This window comes from Spirosoma flavus (genome assembly GCF_054778555.1).
Map to the genome: position 1 here is coordinate 150,349 of NZ_BAAGZL010000007.1, position 15,457 is coordinate 165,805.

The following is a 15,457-nucleotide window of genomic DNA, read 5'->3' on the forward strand; positions in this document are numbered from 1 at the left end:
GCGATACTTGTCTTTTATTACGCTTAATTTGCCCGTTTTGCCTGGGCTTCCAGGATAAGTTTGAGGTCGGCGTTTTCGGGCGTTACGTGCGTGTAAGTTCCTTTGCCAGACTGGGCCAGTTTTTTCAGTGTATTGCTCTTGATTTCATTCTTCCCGAACGTAAAAACAGTCATATAAACATCCTGACTGCTGTTTTCAGTCACCAGGTTAAACGTATCGTCGCTGATCGGGAATTCGCCGTCGGTGGCCAGGATGATTCGGTTATTTCCAGCCCGCATGTAGTTTTTATTTGCCACCTTATAGGCCAGCTTAATACCTTCGTTGCCATCTGTATCACCATCTGATTGCAGTTGGTCGATGACGCGGTTAATCTCGTCTGTATTACTCCCCGACGTTGGTTTTAGCACTACTTTTGCTTTTCCTGAATACACCACAATTGACAGTTGATCTTCAGGACGTAACAGACGTAGCAGCGATTTTACTGATTTCTTGAGCAAAGGCAGTTTTACCGGCGAATCCATCGACCCCGATACGTCGAGCAAAAGGATCATGTTATTGGCTGCAAATCCATTCAAAGAAGTCGGCACGGAAACCGGCCCCGACCGGTCGATGTACACCGTATCGACAGTTGGTTTGTTTATATAAACCGTATCATGCAAGACAACCGGCTTGCCGTTGGCAATGGTTGAAACCGGGCCATTGCCATTAATAGAGGCTTTGTCTGAAATTTTATTAGGCGGATTTTGACTTTCTATCGGCTTTGGATCGGGCTTCTTAACGTTCGCTAGCTCGGGCGCTATTGTGACTGCCTTCGACCGACGGAACGCAAAAATATTGGGTTCATTGATCGTTTTCAGCAGATTTACTTTAGCCAGATCCGCGAATTGGTTGTAATGATAAGCGAGTTCGTTGTTGAAGAAATAATAGGGTGATTCGTATGGACTTTCTTTCGAACGGGCTATTCGCGGTAGCATATCGCTCCATTTAAATGAACTTTCAGCGATGTCTTCGTAGGGTGTATACGGACATAAACCGTTGTTACGTCCCAATCGCTGCAACCCTTTCAGGTTTTTAAACTCGTTGACAATTAGGGTGCGGGCTTCCAGTTGGAGTGAGTCAATTTGTGGTAGTTGGCTGGATTCTTTTTTCAGATACGCCCTAACACCGAACAGAATTTCTTTATTCATGTCGACGGCATGTAGCAACGCATTTCCCGCTACGTTCCATGAGTCAGTTTTTTTCGCTATCGGGTAGCTTTCGAAAATACGCCGTACATCGTTGTAGAGATGCTCTTTTTTCTGATCGAACGTATCGAACAGATAAACGTAGCGGTCCATAATTTCATCGGCGCGCTGGAAGTTATCCTGTTCGTATTGTTTTTCGTTTGTGTAGCCGATCAGCTCGATGCTTAGCGCATCCATCTCTTTCAGCATTGCCAGTAATACGTCGGCCTGACTGCTTACAGAGGTCCGATACGTTGCTGGAATCTGGGTGTTACGTATCGTCAGCGTCTGGTGTTCAGAAATTGGCACTTTAAATTCTTCATGCGCATACGTCAACGGATTTCTGCGACCGCTACGTGTCCGATACGAATCGACAGAATACTGGTAGTTTCGCATTTCCAGTTGCATCGTATTCATCTGACGTAGCGATTCATTAATAAAGTCGACGTAGGCATTCAGCGTTTTGAACAAGTCCGCGCTGACGGGCGACGTAGCAGGTTTGGTGGAGAAAGCGATGCGGGGGACATCGCGGAAGGGCTGGGTGCGCTGGCGAGAAGAAGTTGCCGATTCTAATACGTCAACCGCAAAGACAGGCGAAAATTTCGGATAATCGAGTAACCGCCGGGCCGACGTACTGTATTTGACAAATTGCTGATACCAACTCAGCAAATCGTTGTTGTAGTAGTTAATGAATGATTTGTAGAACTCGTTATTGTGGCGGGCCGATTGCCGGGCGGCAAAATTATAATCGTCGACGGCCTGCTTTTTCAGGGATTGAATCGACTGTAAACCAGACCGAAACGAGCCAATCATATCCGAAGCCGGATAGTCAATATGTTTTTTGGCCTGCCCAAAATCGGCCAGCATTTTTTCGTCGGCCGCAATACTTTTCTGAATCAGTTCGACGGGCCAGGCTGGAGCTTTTGAGTCGTTGAAATAGCAACGTAACGTATCGAGTACAGCCAACTGACTCTCTAATACGTCGATCATCTCTTTTTCCGAGTACAGATAAGGGTCGTTAGCGCGATAAGGTTGATAGCGGTGGTAAACCCGCTGGATTTGTTTGTAGAACTCCGTTTTATCGCGGCTGAACTGGTCGACTTGCCCTTTCAGATCGACAATCAGTCCATTAGCTTTTTTAAAATTATCCTGTTTGTAATCTTTTAACCGATCATAGATTTCCAGTGATTTAACCGTCTGATCGATTTTGCTCAACAATTTCCAGAGCGCTTTAGCGCTGTCATCCAATCGTTTTTTTTCGGCTTCGGTCAAAGCCTGGCTGCCGAGCGCTTTTTTGTAGTAATACTCTTCCAGCGTACCGGAAGGCGACATTTGGGGCAAATTTCGGGAAGCACCAGCATGGTCAATTGTGGCATAATAAGCCTGCACCCGCCGAAATCGGCCATCAACTTCATCGACCGACTGGTTCAAAAAGGCAACGTAGTGATTGAGTGCCTGCTGGGGTGAATCGCCTAAAGATTGACCAGCTGCATGAAAAGCCGCGAAAATTAGAAACAGAAAGAGGAAGGTATGCATAATCGAAGTAATGAAAAAACAGGCTCATAATCAAGGTGTTGCCGAGGTGTTGTAGGATGTCTATCACCCCAGGGGTAAACATTCTATGGATCTTGCCCGTGTGGAATAAGACGGAATCGGTAGCGAATAGAAAGCCCCTCGGGTGTTTTTTCTTCTGGATTAGGCGTTGGGTTCATCCAGCCCGACCATTCCGTTGATTCGGTCGGGCGACGAGGTAAGTTCATCTGAAAATCGCCGTAAAGGCTATGAAGATAAACCCGTACTTTCCAATTTTTATTAGTATATAGATAGCCATACCAGGGGCGAATCACGTAATCACCGTCTTCGTGGATCTGCTCATCCCGATAGTAGGTAAGTGACGTACCTACGAACATAACTTCAACTGCTTTGTCGATTGGCTTACCGTTGAGCGCTGACTTCTTTACACGGACATCCACGTCCAGCACCGGCGTATACTCGTAATAATTGAGTACGTAGGGTTGTTTATAATCAAACATGAACCAAGTAACCGCCCAGCCAATAGTCATTATCACATCGAAGAGTTGAACGTAACGGCCATATCCCTTGCTGATCAGGTTACTAGCCAAAAAACCGACAGCTATAAAAGCAACAATTGCGCCCAACGTACCGAATAACAAGCCGCCATATCCATTGGCGATAGTCTGGTCGGAGTTGCCCCGGTTATTGCTCAGCAACGGCCAGCCGGCGATAAAAAAGCCGATTGGAGTCGCACATAAACTGGCAAACAATATTGTTAAGAAGCGTTCCATACGTTACACTCTTGTCTATACTTGATTATGTCTGACTATCAATGGTTTATACTTAGTTTATGGGTTCTGTCCATACGGAACAAGCCGAAACCGATAGCGAATCGAAAGGCCGGCTGGCGTTGCACATTCGGGGTGTGGACTGGGCAAAACCCAGTTCGACCACTCAGTTGTTTGAGGGGGACGCTTGGGGAAATTCATCTGAAAATAAGTTTCCTGTTGAGAGAGGTTAACCTGAATATCCCAAGCTCTAATCCGACGCAGATACGCATACCAGGGTAAAATCATAAATTCACCTTCCTGCCTGATGCGATCTAGTTGGTAGTACGTATAGCCCTCTTCTGCAAACCGAATTCTAGCTGCCTTGTCAATCGGTTTACCATTCAATAAGTCTTTTGAGGCACGTACCTCAATGTCCAGAATGGCGTTTTGAGCAGCGTAGTGCAATTCATAGGGTTGTTTATTATCATATATGAACCAAGCAACGCCCCAGCCAACAAGCATGATAAGGTCAGCAATTTGAATTGCTCGTAGATACCCTTTTCCTATCCATACATTCGCCAGGTAACTGATCACGATAAAACCAACAATCGCGGCTGCGGTGCCGAGAAGTAGACCAATATATCCGTTGGCGATGGTCTGATCGGAATTACCACGGTTATCGCTTAGAAATGGCCAGCCCGCTACGAAAAAGAAAAGCGGTGCCGTGCATAAACTAGCTACAAAAATTGTTACGTAGCGCTCCATAATTCTGTGAGTCAGCAGGTTGGCTTGTGGTTATAAGTATTTCTCAGCTAAAACCGTAAAGTCCGTCGGTGGTGTAGTTTGCTGAGTTTTATATGAATCGGCCCGGCTTTGCAGAAAGTCTTTAAAATCTTGACCTTGAGGGATTTTGTACGTGGGGTCGGCACCCTTAGCGAGCAATAACTGGCATACGTCCCAGGCTTGTTGATTGGCAGCCTCCAGCAAAATAGACCATTGGCTGGCCGGATTAATGGCGTTTGGATTGGCACCGTAACGTAGCAGTAAGCTCACGCGCTCCAGTTTTTCTTCGCTACTGGAATTGAGCATGCTAAATAGGAGAGGGGGTGTATCAGGAGAGTTCTGTACGTTCGGGTCGGCCCCATGTTTCAGAAACCATTCAGTGAGTTCAGGTTTAGCCCAATATAGCCGGAGGTGAGTGGCCTCACGTAACGTATCATCGGTTTTGAACGTAGCACCTTGGTTCACTAATATCCTCATCGTTTCGTACGCTTCAGGCGATGGATTTTCGGCTGCCTTCGTCGCGGCAATATCAAGCAACGTAGTATGGTCGGTGCCGCTTTCGTTAATTCCAGGCAAAGGAGCTGTTACTAATTTCTTAAGACTGATAGTATCTCCAGCCATAATAGCGGCTGCCGCTTGTTGATGGTCCGTATCCTGAAAAAAATACGTACCATTCGCTTTTGCCTCCTGCTCCTTTGCCAGCCCTTCCGCTTGACGACCTTCTTTGATACGTTCGAAAATCAGATTCGTACCCACCAGCAAAAGGGGAAGTCCACCGAGAACCGATACTGTGATGTGAGCAAAGCGTGATTCGCGTAGGTTTAAAAATACCAGAAATCCGACAAACAGCAGTAGTACGAAAACAAAGCCACTTAGCATACCCCGCCCAGCCGCGTCGTTGTTGGGGCTGTTGCTGCCTATAAACATATACAGCAACAGCAGGCTATAAAGGCCAATAAGTATCCAGTTCAGGGTAATCAGGGTTTTCATACGGTAAAATTGTTACGTCCTGATCCGGAAAGCTATTACCAATAAACCATAGGTAGATTTGATGAAATAATATGTAGGTTTATAGGTATAATTAGTAATATAGACTCAAACTAAACCTGTTATGAAACTAAGACAACAATGCCTGTGGGGGATGCTTATCCTCTTAACTACTCTCACCGCATTTCGCTCGCTGGAACCAACGAAATTCGACGGAGCCTGGCAATATAAAAACCCAGCCGGTGCTATTGTAATACTGACAATTGCAGATAATTACCTTGTTCAGACCACGTACGAATCAACCCGATACATAAGTACGCGCGGTGGTGTTTGCAAGATGGAGGGGAATGGATTGAGTTTAAACGTTGAGTTCGATACAGAAGACAGTACCCGCGTTGGCCGAACGGAAATGAATGACGCAGACCTATTAGGCACTAACTTAATCTTTCGTAAACCCGGTTCCATACTGACTTTCACAAAGATTATGGAAACACCTACGCCCCTGACAGGATTATGGCGGATTACGGGCCGGGCCGACGACAAGGGCCAAATAACGCCGATGCAGCGGGGAGCCCGCAAAACTCTTAAACTGTTGACTGGAAGCCGGTTTCAATGGATTGCTATTAATCCGGAGACAAAACAATTTTCGGGAACAGGGGGTGGTACGTATCAATTCAAAGACGGGAACTATACCGAAACCATTGAGTTCTTTTCCCGCGATAACAGCCGGGTTGGGAAATCGCTGACGTTTAAGGACGAAGTAAAAGGCGATGAATGGCACCATACCGGTCAGAGTTCGACGGGGGGCAAAGTGGATGAAATCTGGAGTCGGGAGAAATAAAATAATTATGGCTTTTGTCTTGCTGACGCAGGCAGCAAGACAAACCAATGCTTGGCATTGAGAATAGGCCAAATACTTAGTAATAAATAAAACATAGAATAATCAACTACAAATGTGCATTCATGCCTAATTTTGTTTGGAATTCTGGGTTATTGATGATTGACCCGTGATTACACCTCTATACAACCTAAAACTATTCTTTTATGGTTTCTAGCTTAACTTTAACTCGCCCCGGCCGATGGCTCTTATTGGCAGTAGGGCTTACCTGCTCATTGACCGGGTATGCTCAGGATGCCGTTACGTACCAAACACCGCCTAAAGCGCTGGCCGATCTGGTAACGGTGCCACTTACGCCCAACGTCAGTATGTCGGCAAAAGGCGACATGATGATTTTGCTGGAGCAAGCAGCTGTTCCAACCATCGACGAACTGTCGCAGCCTGAGCTCAAACTGGCGGGCCTTCGACTAAATCCGGCCAATACGGGGCCTAGCCGCGCCCGCTACGTTACTGGCCTCAAACTCCGCAAACTGACCGACAAAGACGAAAAGGCCATCACGGGTCTGCCCGCTTCGCCCCAGATTAGCTACGTTACCTGGTCGCCCGATGATTCAAAAATCGCGTTTGCCAATTCGACCAACAGCCGCATTGATCTCTACGTTATCGACGTAGCAACGGCGACTGCTCAGAAGATTGGAACAGCTGCCCTGAATGCTACGTTGGGTGTGCCGTATCGGTGGTTATCGGACAACAAAGGGCTGATTGTGAAAACCGTTCCGGCCGGCCGTGGTCCTGCGCCCGAAGTGAGCCGCGTACCTGTCGGACCAACTACGCAGGAAAATATTGGTGGCAAACGGGGGCAGGCGCCAACGTATCAGGATCTGCTCAAAAACCCGTCGGATGAAAAGCAGTTTGCGTATTACACAACTGCGCAGGTGGTTCGGATGGGGCTCGACGGAACGGCGACCAACATTGGTCAACCGGGTATTATCATGACGGCCGATCCGTCGCCCGATGGACAGTATGTAATGATTGAAACCGTTCATACGCCATTTTCGTATCTGGTGCCGGTAAACCGATTTCCCCAGAAAACAGACATTTATGCAACCAGCGGTACGTTGGTAAAAACGCTCGTTGATAGCCCATTACAGGAAAGTGTTGCGTATAGCCGCGACGGTGTTCCGACTGGCCCCCGCGATTATACCTGGCGGACAGACATACCAGCTTCGGTTTATTACACTGAGGCACAGGATAACGGTGACCCTAAAGTAAAAGCTGACATTCGGGATAAAGTGTACTTGATTGAGGCACCTTTCTCGGGGCAGCCTAAAGAAATTTACGCGTCGCAGTTCCGTTTCGCTGGCTTCGACTGGGGGAATGCATCTACAGCGCTGGTTTCGGAGCGTTGGTGGCAGAGTCGGAAAAGCATCACCAAAATTATTAACCCTGCTACGTGGCAATCGTCGGTGCTGTTCGATCGCTCCTACGAAGACCGGTACACTAACCCCGGTCAGCCCGATATGAAGCAGAACCAGTATGGCCGCGACGTATTGAACATACTTCCCAGCGGTGATATCCTGATGCTTAACGCCCAAGGTTCCTCGCCCGAAGGCGACCGTCCGTTTGTGAGTTTGCTGAACCTGAAAACGAAACAGACGAAAGAACTTTGGCGTTCGGCAGCTCCTTATTTCGAGCGGCCCGTTGCGGTGTTAGACGCAGTTAAACAGGTAATTCTGACCACTCGTGAATCGCCTGATGAAAACCCAAATTACTTCATCCGCAACCTGAAGGCGCGTATCGCACCGATCCAGGTAACCGCTTTTGCCCATCCGTATCCGCAACTGAAAGGTATTCAGAAGCAGCAGCTTCGCTATAAACGTAACGACGGCGTGGAACTGAGTGCTACGTTGTATCTGCCGGTTGGCTACAAGAAAGAACAGGGGCCACTGCCAACGTTCCTGTGGGCGTATCCGGCGGAGTTCAAGAGCAAAGATGCGGCTGGTCAGGTGTCGGGTTCGCCGTATCAGTTTAACCGGATCAGTTACTGGGGTGCGGCTGCTTTCGTGACGATGGGCTATGCCATTCTGGACAACGCCAGCATCCCCATCGTGGGCGAAGGCGACAAAGAACCAAACGATACGTACGTAGAACAACTGGTCGCCAGTGCGAAAGCCGCCATTGACGAAGGTGTTCGGCTGGGCGTTGTCGATTCAACGAAAGTAGGCGTTGGCGGACACTCGTATGGCGCTTTCATGACGGCTAACCTGCTCACGCACAGCCGGATGTTTAGGGCGGGGATTGCTCGAAGTGGCGCGTACAACCGGACGTTAACGCCTTTCGGTTTCCAGAATGAGCAACGTAGCTACTGGCAGGCGCCTGAGGTGTACAGCAAAATGTCGCCGTTTATGAACGCTGACAAAATGAAAACGCCGTTACTGCTCATCCACGGCGAGGCCGACAACAATACCGGTACGTTCCCGATTCAGTCGGAGCGGTATTACAATGCACTGAAAGGTTTCGGTGCCACAACCCGACTGGTATTTCTGCCCTACGAAAGCCATCATTACGATTCCAAAGAATCGCTGCTGCACATGCTGTGGGAGATGAACGGCTGGCTCGACAAGTATGTCAAAAACCCAACCGCAACTGCACAACCTAGCAAAGCCGGGAAAGTAGGTGGTGGGAAGTCTGAGAAATAATTGTTATTCGATACGTTCCAAAACGAAACATCCCGAGAGGTCAGACTTCTCGGGATGTTTCGTTTTGGAACGTATTAAATCTTCTCCAGCAAGCTCAAAAACTCCTGCTTCTTGTTACGCGAAACGGGCAGCGTTTTGTTGTTTGCCATAACGACTTCCCCGCCATCGCCCCGAATGTATCGCTGGACGTAGCGAAGATTGATGAGGTAGCTGTGGTGTACACGGCAGAAACCTTTGGTTTCCAGTACGTCCTCCACTTCTTTCAGCGTTTTGGAGATGAGCACAATCTGCCCGTTTTTCAGTGCAAACCGCGTGTAACCCCCATCCGACTCGCAATAATAAATCTCTTCGCTGTGAATGATTTGCAGCCCCTCCATCGTCGGCAGGGCAATCCGGTCACCGATACGTTGGTTTTGCAGATAGCCTAAAAACTGCTCAATATTGGTAGGCTCCTGGGTTGTCTGTTCCTGTTCAGCTTTGGCAACCGCCCGTACCAGTTCGTCTTTATCGACGGGTTTCAGAATATAATCCAGCGCGTTGTGCCGTATGGCTTTAATCGCGTATTCGTTGAAAGCGGTGGTGAAAATGACCCGAAAACCGGTATATCGGCAGGCTTCCAGCATTTCGAAACCACTCATGCCGGGCATTTCGATGTCCAAAAAAATCAGGTCAGGGTGCATCGATTCAATGGCTTTTAACCCTTCCGGCCCGTTGGCGCAGCCGGCCAGAATCTCTACGTTCGGGCAGTAACGTTTTAGCAGCAGCGTCAATACGTCGCGGCAGTGTTTTTCATCGTCGATTAATAAAGCGGTCATGGTTGTCGGAGTTTCATGGTGAATGTTACGTCGGTGCCGGCGGGTTGGCCTGAATCCGTCGTTAAATCGGTTATGGTAATGCTGGCGTCAGCATCATATATCTGGTTAACAAGTTGTAAACGTTCCTGCGTGAGGGTGTTGCCATACGATTTATGGGCAGTCAGTCCACTCACCTGGGTTTTGGCCGAGGCTGCCCGCCCGATGCCGTTGTCGCCGATGACAATGTACAGATGGTCATCCTGAACGTAGCAATCGACACGTAGCGTTGGTTTCACTACGTTCGGTTGGAGCAGGCCGTGCCGAATGGCATTTTCAATATACGGATAAGTGACCATGGGCGGAATTAATACTGTATCAATCAGCAGCGATTTGCCAATGGTAAACACAAACTCAAACTGGTGGTCGCAACGTAGCAGTTCCAGCTCTACGTAAAGCTGTAATGCTTTCAGTTCGTTATGCAGCGATACCCATTCCGTCGACGTATTGGCCATAATCTGGCGCATCAGCCGCGAAAATTTCGTCAGATACAAAGACGCCTGTTCCGACTCGTTTTCGAGCACAAACTTATTAATGGCATTCAGGCTGTTAAACACGAAATGCGGATTCATCTGTAGCCGAAGCGCCAGCAATTTTGTTTCGGCCATGCGTCGGTTGTTCTCCGACAATTGCTGCTGAACGCGCTGATACGCCAGTTCGGCTTCAACCCGCCCAATTTTCTGGGCGCAAAGGGCGGCAATTTTGGTCAGTAAAGTGAGGTGGTGTGGGCGAAAAAAGTTGCGTCTTGGATGTTCGGCATCGATTACACCCCAGACCTGGCCATTGAGCCAGATGGGTACGGTTATTTCAGAAGCCCGCACGGCATCGTCGGCAATGTAGCGTTTGTCGAGTGACGTATTACCGATACGTTCGGGTTGGCCAGTCAGGGCGACGCTCCCTACAATGCCCTGTCCCAGCGGAATTTCGATCGGACAGTGAATGATGCCCAGCGCGGGCCCTTTACGACCATGAGCTGCTAACTGTACAAGAGTATTACGATTTGTATCGAGCTGATAGATAACGCAATCCACAAAATTCAGACGGGCAATGCAGTTACGGGCTACGTCCCACAGTACGTCGGCAACGGTACTTTGCTCCAGTAATGACATTGCAAAGAAGTTGATGACCCGTTCTACCTCCAGCTCATCTTTCAGGGATTGCTGTATAGTGGGGTGCAATACGTTACGGTTAGCATTTCTCACAAGGATAGTTAATGTTAATGTAATGGATAAGCAAAAGAACAACTATTCTGTAAGGCTCGTTAGTGAAAACCAACAACTGGTGGATTTGACCGTATAACTGGTTCATTGGGTGAATAACTACCGGATTCAGGATGTAACGAGCCGTTAAATTGTCAGTTATTGGTTATTTTCTACCTATTGTTTGCTAAAAACCACTGACTGTCGGTTCGTAGTAAACCGTGCTACACGATTAGTCGATATTTGGCGCAAATGTGTTACGTATAACTACCTCTAACGTAATAGATTCTAAGTAGGTGAGTCGAAATAGTTTGGATTATTTACCGTCTCTTTTACCCGTAAATCCCCTGAAGGGGACTTTGTCTAACTATGAGCAAAGTCCCCTTCAGGGGATTTACGGGTAAAAGAGCTTTAATTTAATATATATGCACAGACCTTAGTACGATTTGATAACCGCTACGTCGTATTTGCTAACGTAAGAAATTTGGTACGAACGTAATGAATTTGATTTACTCCCTTGCTATCTTTCGGGTTAACACCTTCCTGCTCAATGGCGAAGCCATGTAATACGCAACAAAGCACAAGCAAGCCGGGCTCGGGTTTGTGGCTATGCTATTGCTTGTTGCTAAGTATAGGTTGGTTTTCGGTACGGGGGCAGGCGCCTGCAATAGCTTTTCAGCGGCTGACACTGATGCAGGGGCTGCCCGCCAATTTCACCATGGCTATTGCGCAGGACAAACCCGGTTTTATCTGGATTGCCAGCGTAAAAGGACTGACGCGATTCGATGGAATACGTTGCCAGAATTTCAGCCGTCAGGTGGGTGACCCGCGTTCTTTGTCGCATCGAATACTACGTACTGTTTTTGTCGCCCGTAATGGTACCATCTGGGTGGGCGCGCAGGAAGGATTAAATCGGTATGAACCCGCTACGCAATCGTTTCAGCGCTATGCCTTCACTGACCTGGGGCCGGGCTGCAATTTCATACGTAACATTACCGAAAATCACGATGGGCGTTTGTGGCTGGGCACCAAAGGGGGCCTTGTAAATTTCGATCCAGCTACGGGCAAAGTAACGCAACTAGCCCTTCCGGTGGGAACGGCTTCTGAAGTAGCTGTTAAATCCATTCGTCGAACCCTGATTGATGGACAGACTCTTTGGATTGGCACAGAAAGCGGTTTGTTTGCCTACGATATGGTTACCAAACAGATTCGTTCGTTTCGCCACGATCCGCAGGTGCCATCATCGCTGCCCGGCGATTATATAACGGCGTTAACTAAAGATAATCGTACCGGCGACATTCTGATTGGCACCCGCGATGGCCATCTGCTACGTATGCAGCCGAAAACCGGGCAGTATCAGCCTGTTTTGGGGCTTTCAACCGACCAGCCTGTTTCTGCCATTCTTTTAACACGTACCGGCGATTTGTGGGTGGGCGTTAACCGCGTGGGGCTCCATCGTTACGATGCAACTACCCAACGCTTTCTTCGCTACGTCAATAATCAAAATAATCCCCGCAGTCTGGTTTCAAACTCCATTACCGGGCTTTTCGAAGATAGGTCAGGGGTTGTCTGGGTGCTGAGTGATGATGCAGGCGTTTGCTGGTTCAATCCGACGATTAATAAACTGCATTCGCTGTATGACGAAATTGACTATCAACCCTCTAATACTCAGGGATTCGACGCATCTGGCTTATCGATCGATCCAATTGATAATTCGGTTTGGGTAGCCACGCGCGATGGCGCTCTGCATGTCAATCCGCAAACGAGGACGTATCGAATCTTCCATCATGATCAGAATAATCCTAATAGTCTAACCGATAATATGTCTTATTCGGTGCTGGCCGACCAGCCCCGGCGCATTTGGGTGGGCACCAACAACGGACTTAACTGGCTGGACCCGATTACAGGGAATGTGCAACGTATCACCAGCCTTTTACCGCCCGACGACTCCAGTACCATTCCGGTTGCTACGTCGTATAAGGGGGTTGCCGGAAACCAGGTATTTAACCTTGTAAAAGCACCTGATGGACGAATTTTTATTGGCACCAACGAGAAATTAACGGTTTTTGACCCGAAAACAGGTCGTTTTCTGCACCAGTTCAATGACACACGGATTGCGAAACTGCCCGGCAAAAATTACAACACGTTATACCTTGACCGGAACCAAAATTTATGGGTAGGAGGGTTGGGGCCGATCTATAAAATAAGCCCGGATTTACGTCTCCTGGCTCAATACGTTCATAGCGACGACCCACAGAGCCTGCCTGACGAAGGAGCAACAGGATTTGCCGAGGATCGTTTTGGGCGCATGTGGGTCAGTACCGACAACGGCCTGGCGTGTCTTAATCCAAAAACGGGTAAATTTCAGGTATTTACAACGCAGCATGGCTTACCTCATGACGACTTGTCGGCGGTAATTACCATAGGCGACACCCTGTGGATTAGTACGAGCCGGGGACTGGCCTACACCGACGTACGACGACCTAAGTTCACGGTTTTTAACGAAGCCAATGGTTCTTCTTCCTCCGAATTTGAATCGGGTTCCGTGGTTCGGGATGGTAATGGGCGGTTATATTTCGGCGCAATGAGGAGCCTCATTTATACGTATCCTAAGCGCATTCAGCAAAATCGGTACGTACCGCCGGTCTATCTGACCTCGTTGCGGGTGAACACGCTGGAGTTGTTGAGCCACCCATCAACCGATCCGCCAAAACTGGAATTACGCCATACACAGAACACCTTTACGTTCGAGATGGCCGCCCTGAGTTTCGACAATCCGAACGATAATCAATACGCCTATCGTTTGGAAAATTTCGATGCTGACTGGAAGCGGGATGGTAATCGACCATTTGCCAGCTATACCAACATTCCGCCCGGCGATTACGTATTACACGTCATAGCAGCCAACAACGATGGCCTCTGGAACCGGGTGGGCTACCGGCTTCCCATAACCATTCTGGCGCCGTTCTGGCAAACGTGGTGGTTTCGGATTTCGACTCTGACTTTGCTGCTGGGGTTGACCGGATTTTTTGCCCGTCGGCGGGTGCAGATACTGGCGAAGGAGGAGCGGGAAAAAAGCGAACTGCGCGAACGTATTGCGGCTTCGGAAATGAAGGCATTACGTTCGCAGATGAACCCGCATTTTCTCTATAATTCACTGAACGCCATTCGATTATTTATTCTGCAAAACGATGGCGACAATGCAGATAAGTATCTGGTGAAATTTGCGCGGCTGATGCGGCTTATCCTCGATAACTCGCGGATGGAGTGGGTTACGCTGGACAGTGAACTGGAACAGTTAAGCCTTTACATGGAACTGGAACAGCTCCGATTCGACGACCTGTTCGATTTTTCAATTAAAACCGATCCGGATCTTCTGATTGATAAAACGGCCATTCCGCCCATGATCATTCAGCCGTATATCGAAAATGCGATTCTGCACGGCATGGCTCACAAACAGACGAAAGGGTGCATCAAAATCTGTATTGTTCCCAAACCCACGCATCTAGAATGCATTATCGATGACGATGGTGTTGGGCGGGAACGGGCCCAGTCCTTTAAAAAACCCGGCACCAAACACAACAGCGTTGGTTTGCGCGTTACTGAAGACCGGCTTCAACTGATTGGGCAACGTAGTGGTCAGACTGCTGGGGTTCAGATTATTGACAAATACGACGATCAAAAACAGGCAACCGGTACGCGAGTCATAATTCAGATGCCCTTTTTGAGTTCTTAGCAACTACTTGTGGCCAATTGCTGAACTGAAATATTAAAATAATCGAGGATTTTCTTGATGTACTCGTCCTTGTGTTCGGATTTCATGATGGCTGCGTGTTTGGCATTGTCAATTACCCAAAGCTCAGTTTTTACCGGGCTATTTTCTTTAAATCGCCTGCCCATGTCAACCGGTGCCCAGTCGTCGGCTTTTGAATAAATAAGGAGCAACGATTTCAAGTGTTTCGCTTCTTTAATTCGGTCAATCATGCGTACCTTTTTCTGGTAAGCTGGCAGCAGAAAATTAAACAGACGTAGTGTTTTATAAGCCACTGGAAATTTTATCCAGAACTCTTCCAACGTAGTAGCTGCACTTTCAACAATAGCGAAGCTGTAGGTATGGGCAGGGTCTGCAAAAGCAATGGTTGCCATCTGCCCACCCAGCGAAATGCCATGATAACCGATTGGAATACTAGGTGTTAGCTCGGCTGCTTTGATACTCATGGCAACAATATCCTCATCGTACGAAAAATTACCGAATGTACTTTCCCCAAATCCGTTAATATCGAAAACTAACGTATTGAAGCCATTTTCGCGCAGAAGTTCTGTATAGCCGTTCTTGATAAAATAACCTTTGGCTTCTTTCCCCATCGGGTGCCCAAGTACAATTGTTCCTTTTTCCTGCGAAGTTTTTGATGTCGCAAATAGCCCGGTAAGGAGTCCGCCCGATTTACTTTTGACAGAAATTGGTTTCCAGTCTCGTTGTTGTTCGGGTGATAACGGACTGCGCCATTTAACCATGAAATTGCCGAAAAAAGGCTTTTTAAGAAGCTTGTAAATCATCATGGCTCAGTTTTTTCGTAAAGGTCCCCGAATTT

10 protein-coding genes are annotated in these 15,457 nt (G+C 48.1%); 3 read left to right on the forward strand and 7 right to left on the reverse strand.

Annotated elements, in window-relative coordinates; all coding sequences use genetic code 11:
• Window positions 1–23: 23 nt before the first annotated feature.
• The 4 genes from ACYVF1_RS27665 to ACYVF1_RS27680 all read right to left on the reverse strand — a co-directional run bounded on the left by ACYVF1_RS27665 (window position 24) and on the right by ACYVF1_RS27680 (window position 5,281).
• Window positions 24–2,759, reverse strand: coding sequence for a VWA domain-containing protein (locus tag ACYVF1_RS27665; RefSeq protein WP_461085099.1), 2,736 nt, complete (start codon window positions 2,757–2,759; stop codon window positions 24–26).
• Between the two features lie 83 nt (window positions 2,760–2,842).
• The gene (locus ACYVF1_RS27670) at window positions 2,843–3,529 is read right to left on the reverse strand and encodes a hypothetical protein (RefSeq protein ID WP_461085101.1); all 687 of its coding nucleotides are present in this window, start codon (window positions 3,527–3,529) and stop codon (window positions 2,843–2,845) included.
• Window positions 3,530–3,586: 57 nt separating this feature from the next.
• Window positions 3,587–4,273 carry a hypothetical protein gene (locus tag ACYVF1_RS27675; RefSeq protein ID WP_461085103.1) on the reverse strand — a complete coding sequence of 229 codons (687 nt, stop codon included), beginning with the start codon at window positions 4,271–4,273 and terminating at the stop codon, window positions 3,587–3,589.
• A gap of 30 nt (window positions 4,274–4,303) precedes the next feature.
• Window positions 4,304–5,281, reverse strand: coding sequence for an ankyrin repeat domain-containing protein (locus ACYVF1_RS27680; protein WP_461085105.1), 978 nt, complete (start codon window positions 5,279–5,281; stop codon window positions 4,304–4,306).
• A gap of 121 nt (window positions 5,282–5,402) precedes the next feature.
• Between ACYVF1_RS27680 and ACYVF1_RS27685 the strand changes: the two genes are divergently transcribed.
• The gene (locus ACYVF1_RS27685) at window positions 5,403–6,119 is read left to right on the forward strand and encodes a membrane or secreted protein (protein WP_461085107.1); all 717 of its coding nucleotides are present in this window, start codon (window positions 5,403–5,405) and stop codon (window positions 6,117–6,119) included.
• 203 nt (window positions 6,120–6,322) lie between these two features.
• Window positions 6,323–8,815: a S9 family peptidase gene (locus ACYVF1_RS27690; protein ID WP_461085109.1), complete on the forward strand. Its 2,493-nt coding sequence runs from the start codon at window positions 6,323–6,325 to the stop codon at window positions 8,813–8,815.
• A 74-nt stretch (window positions 8,816–8,889) separates the two neighbouring features.
• On the opposite strand, the gene ACYVF1_RS27695 is transcribed toward ACYVF1_RS27690, so the two are convergent.
• Both ACYVF1_RS27695 and ACYVF1_RS27700 read right to left on the reverse strand, forming a co-directional pair.
• A complete protein-coding gene (locus tag ACYVF1_RS27695; protein WP_461085111.1) occupies window positions 8,890–9,630 on the reverse strand; it encodes a LytR/AlgR family response regulator transcription factor in 741 nt (246 codons plus the stop codon).
• Window positions 9,627–10,868, reverse strand: coding sequence for a histidine kinase (locus tag ACYVF1_RS27700; protein ID WP_461085113.1), 1,242 nt, complete (start codon window positions 10,866–10,868; stop codon window positions 9,627–9,629). The genes ACYVF1_RS27695 and ACYVF1_RS27700 overlap by 4 nt, the downstream gene beginning before the upstream one ends.
• Before the next feature lie 547 nt (window positions 10,869–11,415).
• Here ACYVF1_RS27700 and ACYVF1_RS27705 point away from each other — a divergent pair.
• Entirely contained in the window at window positions 11,416–14,601 is a 3,186-nt protein-coding gene (locus ACYVF1_RS27705) for a ligand-binding sensor domain-containing protein (RefSeq protein WP_461085115.1), read from the forward strand.
• Here ACYVF1_RS27705 and ACYVF1_RS27710 read toward each other — a convergent pair.
• A complete protein-coding gene (locus ACYVF1_RS27710; protein ID WP_461085117.1) occupies window positions 14,598–15,425 on the reverse strand; it encodes an alpha/beta hydrolase in 828 nt (275 codons plus the stop codon). The genes ACYVF1_RS27705 and ACYVF1_RS27710 overlap by 4 nt on opposite strands.
• Window positions 15,426–15,457: the final 32 nt, after the last annotated feature.

Bases quoted from the DNA above. Each gene is read 5' to 3' on its own strand.
- ACYVF1_RS27665 (WP_461085099.1), bottom strand. From the start codon at position 2,759: ATGCATACCTTCCTCTTTCTGTTTCTAATTTTCGCGGCTTTTCATGCA.
- ACYVF1_RS27675 (WP_461085103.1), bottom strand. From the start codon at position 4,273: ATGGAGCGCTACGTAACAATTTTTGTAGCTAGTTTATGCACGGCACCG.
- ACYVF1_RS27685 (WP_461085107.1), top strand. From the start codon at position 5,403: ATGAAACTAAGACAACAATGCCTGTGGGGGATGCTTATCCTCTTAACT.
- ACYVF1_RS27705 (WP_461085115.1), top strand. From the start codon at position 11,416: ATGGCGAAGCCATGTAATACGCAACAAAGCACAAGCAAGCCGGGCTCG.
- ACYVF1_RS27680 (WP_461085105.1), bottom strand. From the start codon at position 5,281: ATGAAAACCCTGATTACCCTGAACTGGATACTTATTGGCCTTTATAGC.
- ACYVF1_RS27710 (WP_461085117.1), bottom strand. From the start codon at position 15,425: ATGATGATTTACAAGCTTCTTAAAAAGCCTTTTTTCGGCAATTTCATG.
- ACYVF1_RS27695 (WP_461085111.1), bottom strand. From the start codon at position 9,630: ATGACCGCTTTATTAATCGACGATGAAAAACACTGCCGCGACGTATTG.
- ACYVF1_RS27690 (WP_461085109.1), top strand. From the start codon at position 6,323: ATGGTTTCTAGCTTAACTTTAACTCGCCCCGGCCGATGGCTCTTATTG.
- ACYVF1_RS27670 (WP_461085101.1), bottom strand. From the start codon at position 3,529: ATGGAACGCTTCTTAACAATATTGTTTGCCAGTTTATGTGCGACTCCA.